General features: G+C 52.9%; 4 protein-coding genes. 3 read left to right on the top strand and 1 reads right to left on the bottom strand.

Features of this window, described 5'->3' with window-relative positions:
* The first annotated feature begins 143 nt into the window (after positions 1 to 143).
* Positions 144 to 1,247, top strand: a complete 1,104-nt coding sequence (locus VU18_RS06595) for a sensor histidine kinase (protein WP_014195670.1) — start codon at positions 144 to 146, stop codon at positions 1,245 to 1,247.
* Between the two features lie 187 nt (positions 1,248 to 1,434).
* Here VU18_RS06595 and VU18_RS06590 read toward each other — a convergent pair whose 3' ends face one another.
* Positions 1,435 to 3,369: a hypothetical protein gene (locus tag VU18_RS06590; protein WP_021321814.1), complete on the bottom strand. Its 1,935-nt coding sequence runs from the start codon at positions 3,367 to 3,369 to the stop codon at positions 1,435 to 1,437.
* Positions 3,370 to 3,564: 195 nt separating this feature from the next.
* Here VU18_RS06590 and VU18_RS06585 point away from each other — a divergent pair, with 195 nt between their 5' ends.
* Positions 3,565 to 3,750 (top strand): DUF892 family protein, encoded by a 186-nt coding sequence (locus VU18_RS06585; RefSeq protein WP_011231015.1) that lies wholly within the window; start codon positions 3,565 to 3,567, stop codon positions 3,748 to 3,750.
* Positions 3,751 to 3,770: 20 nt separating this feature from the next.
* Positions 3,771 to 4,067: a spore coat protein gene (locus VU18_RS06580; RefSeq protein WP_011231014.1), complete on the top strand. Its 297-nt coding sequence runs from the start codon at positions 3,771 to 3,773 to the stop codon at positions 4,065 to 4,067.
* Positions 4,068 to 4,075 lie beyond the last annotated feature (8 nt).

Genomic DNA, 4,075 nt, shown 5'->3' with positions numbered 1-4,075 from the left:
GTCCCGCCCGCAGCACCAGGTTTTTTGATCGTTTTTCGCAAAAGGACGTTCGTTTGGCCGGACCGATTGCGATTTTTCCCCTGTTCTAGTCCGATATTCCCCCTTATAATAAAAAATAAATGATGGAAAGCGAGGTGGCTTTTTTGGCATCTGCGGCACAGCAGCTCGTCACCCATTTAGAAGCCCATTTGCCGAACTTTCTCGCCTATTGGCGGCAACATATGAAAATTGCCGACGATGACAAATACATCGATCATGTCGAACAAAACGGCTTAGCAGTGTTTGAGCTGGTCAAAGAAGCGCTGTTGCGGTCGCTATCTAGCGAGACGGTCGAACGGTTAGCCAACAAAATCGCGAAAGAACGTGCGGAAATGAATGTCGGCATCGGCGCTCTCGTCTACAACGTCAACCTTGGGAGGCGGCTCGTCATCAACCACGCGCTCGCCGCGCCGCTGCCGGTCGACGAGCTGTCCCCGCTCATCGACCATTTGAACGAGCTGTTTGACCAATTTCTGTTTCATGCCATCACAAAATACAATGAGTTAAAGGAAAAAGAACTGCATGAAAAAAACGCGCTCATTGCCAGATCGCATCAAGACCGGCTGACGCTGCTTGGGCAAATGTCATCGAGTTTTGTCCATGAGTTTCGCAATCCGCTTACGGCTATTATTGGTTTTATTCAATTATTGAAGTTTGAGCATCCGCATCTTCCTTATTTAGACATTATCGACCATGAGTTGCAGCAGCTGAAATTTCGCATTTCGCAATTTTTGCATGCCTCACGCAAAGAAATTGTTGAAAGCGAAAAAGAAACGTTTTCGCTGTACCAGTTGTTGGAGGAAATTATCGAGTTTTTATACGCCACGATCGTCGACAGCGATGTCGACCTTTCGGTGGCGATCGATGAATCCATACATATATTTGCCTATAAAGATCAGCTGCGCCAGGTGCTGGTAAACATTTTGCTCAACTCGATCGAAGCGGTGAAAGAGAGGGAAAAACCGCGGCGGATCAACATCGCCGCCCGTTGCCAAGACGGAAGCATCATCATCGAAATCGCCAACAACGGTCCGTCAATTCCAGCCGACATTGTGGAAACGATTTTCGAGCCGTTTTTTACAACGAAAAAACTCGGAACCGGCATCGGCCTGTACATTTGCAAAAAAGTGATCGAAGACCACGGCGGGGATATCTGCTGTTCTTCCGACGACAACATGACGACGTTTTCCATCCGCCTCCCTGCATGACGAACAGCGAAAATGGGCAAGATGGATGAAAAAAAGGTGATGCCGATGAAACTCGCACTGACAGTAAAAACATGTTTCGCTCATCGCTTTCCCTCCCTTGCCTATTAGTGTGAGCCGTCTTATAACAGCGTTGCAAGGGAACTATTCCCAGCGGCATGAGCGCAGAACAAACGACCGCACAATGCGGTCAGCGCGAGGTGAGCGACAACAAATAGTCCAATACCGCCTCTTGCTCTTCCTTCGTAAATCCGGCTTGACGGTCGATCCAATACCGGTGCCCGGCGCCGGTCACATGCACCGTCCGCAAGTCGGAGTCCTTGGCGTTGGCGGCGATGACGCGCTCGCGCCACGTCCGGTCGATCAGCGCCCGCAGACTGTTGCGCGCATCAGGGGCGATGCCTTTTTGAACGGTGCCCGAAAGCCCGAGCTCACCATTCGGCCCAACCGCCACGCCGCCATCATGCAAGTATGGAGCGCTCCAAGCGAGCCCGATCAGGCTCGGCACTTTATACCCTCCCGGTGAATCGCCATGAGCAAAGGAGAGCCGGATTTGTTCTCGGTCTAACTGATCAGTTGGCACTTTCAACACTTTCGCCCCTTTTGGAATCGGCACCGGCGTGTCAGGAGCGTACAACACCGGCTCTCCAAACACTTTTTCTGTTTTCTTCAGCGCTTTCGCCCGCGACGGCTCGGTGCCCACTACATCAGCAGCGATGACTCGGTTGTTCGTCAAATACGCCCCGGCATGGCAGCGGATGCAACCGGCGCGGACAAACACCTCTCTTCCTCTCGCCGCCCGCTCCTCGCTGATCCGTTCATTTGGCGGCGGATTGAGCGTATTTTGCCAAGCGGCCACGGCATTGTTTTGCTCATTGAACCGATAACCCGGCTCGCTGACGATCAACCCATCTGGAGCGACGAGCGATACTTTCGGAAACTGCGGCGGCGCGACAAACTGATTAACGCCGGCCGTTTTCGGCGTCGGGTCGACTTTCGCGAAAAAGGCGGACGGTTTCTCCTTTGTCGTCGGCTGATAGCGAAACCGCGGATGGGCGGCGTTTTGCAAAATCGTGCCGAGATACACTTCTTTATCAATGCCAAACAGCGCATCGCTAATTTCCGCCTGCGCGAGCGAATCGGCATTTTGCGCGTGCACGTTGTTGCTGAAAGCAGCCAAGCCATGGAATGAGCCGGCGGCGGCAAAGCCGCTCCACCCGTACGGATGGTCGCCGCGTGTAAACGAATCCGGAATTTGCGCCGGATTCGCTTTCATATCGATCGTCGAATCAAAATTGCCGCGCGGCCAGCTGGCAAAAATGCGATCCACGTCCCGCTCAAGCAGCTCCGGATCCGGCAGCGCCGCTTTGCGCCCGTGCGAATCGATGATCGTCCGATCGAACGAGCGGATATATTTTTTCAGCGAGCGGATATTGGCATGAGTAAAATAAGCGCTCGAATTCGTCGCCAACGCCATGAGCATTCCGGCATTCAAATCGTTGTTCGGCGCCCCTTCCACCACTTTTTTGGTCACTGGATCGACGGTCGCATGGCAGGCGGCGCAGCTGATGCCGACGCGCATGCGGCCGCCGTCGGTGACGATCGGCATCCCGAGCGGCAAGTATGACCCTTTGGGCACGTCGATGCCCGTGTCGATCAACTCGCCTTTTTTATATGTGCGGCCGCCGATCGTCACATCTTCGGCAAGCGGCACGCGCAAATTCGTCGTCCCTTCTCCTTTTAATGCGACAATAGCTTTGGCCATATTGGCAAGCGTCAGCGGCCCGTCGACAATACCCATAATGTCGGTCAAAAACACTTCATTGCCGAACGTTTCTTTATAAAACACCTCCTTGCCGAGACGAAGCAACCGGTCATCGACGACAACCGCCCCTTCCTCTTTTTGCAAATGCTCGTTTCTAGCCGACAACGCTTGGATGCGGCGGTCATCCGCTGCGATCCATCGCCCCCACACATCGATTCCAGTCTGTTTGCTCGCTTCATACGGCGCAATATCGCTCCCATCCGGCACAAACGCATACTCGCCTCGGCGCAAAAGAAGAACGGCCCCGGCAACCAAAAGAAGGAGAACAGCAACGCTTAGCACAATGAATGTTTTTCTCACCCGTTTCCCTACCTCCTTCATAAAGCGGATTGCGCCCATAGTATGCCCCGCTCTAGGCAAAACTTGAGCGCGCGGACTCCTTCTTTTCCCCATTGTCGCGATCGTTCAAAGCGCCACGACCCGCTTTTCCCATCATTCCCCACCCATACTGCAAACAGCCGGACACATACTATGTCACGGAAGGTGGTGAGAAGAATGAACGCGGCAGGAACACACGAAACGCTTGAGCTGCACGAACTGCTTATGTTTAAAAGCACCTGTCTTGCCAAAAGTGCCGCCATGCAGCAAATGGCAAGCGATCCACAATTGAAATCGCTCATTCAACAAGACATGCAAAAGACACAGCAGCACATCCGCGACTTGCAAAACTTGCTGTCATAAGGACAAAAGGAGGGACAACGATGCAGGCAACGATGACACCGACCGGCGTATTGAACGATCAAATGATCGCCGCTGATTGCCTGATCAGTGCGAAAAACGCCATTAAAGGATGCGCGATGGCCATTGCCGAAGCTTCCACCCCAGAAGTGCGCAACACGTTAAAGCAACATTTGAATGACGCGATCACATTCCATGAACAGATCAGCCAATATATGGTCAACAAAGGGTACTACCATCCGACGAACGTTCAAGAGCAGCTGCGCCTCGATCTGCAAGCAGCGCAGCAAGTGCTGTCTAGATACAATCAAAACGTTTAACATATCTT

The sequence above is a fragment of the Geobacillus sp. ZGt-1 genome, from assembly GCF_001026865.1.
GTDB lineage: Bacteria > Bacillota > Bacilli > Bacillales > Anoxybacillaceae > Geobacillus > Geobacillus thermoleovorans.
Note: the sequence above shows the minus strand (reverse complement) of the source record. Positions and strands in the feature narration are given on the sequence as shown.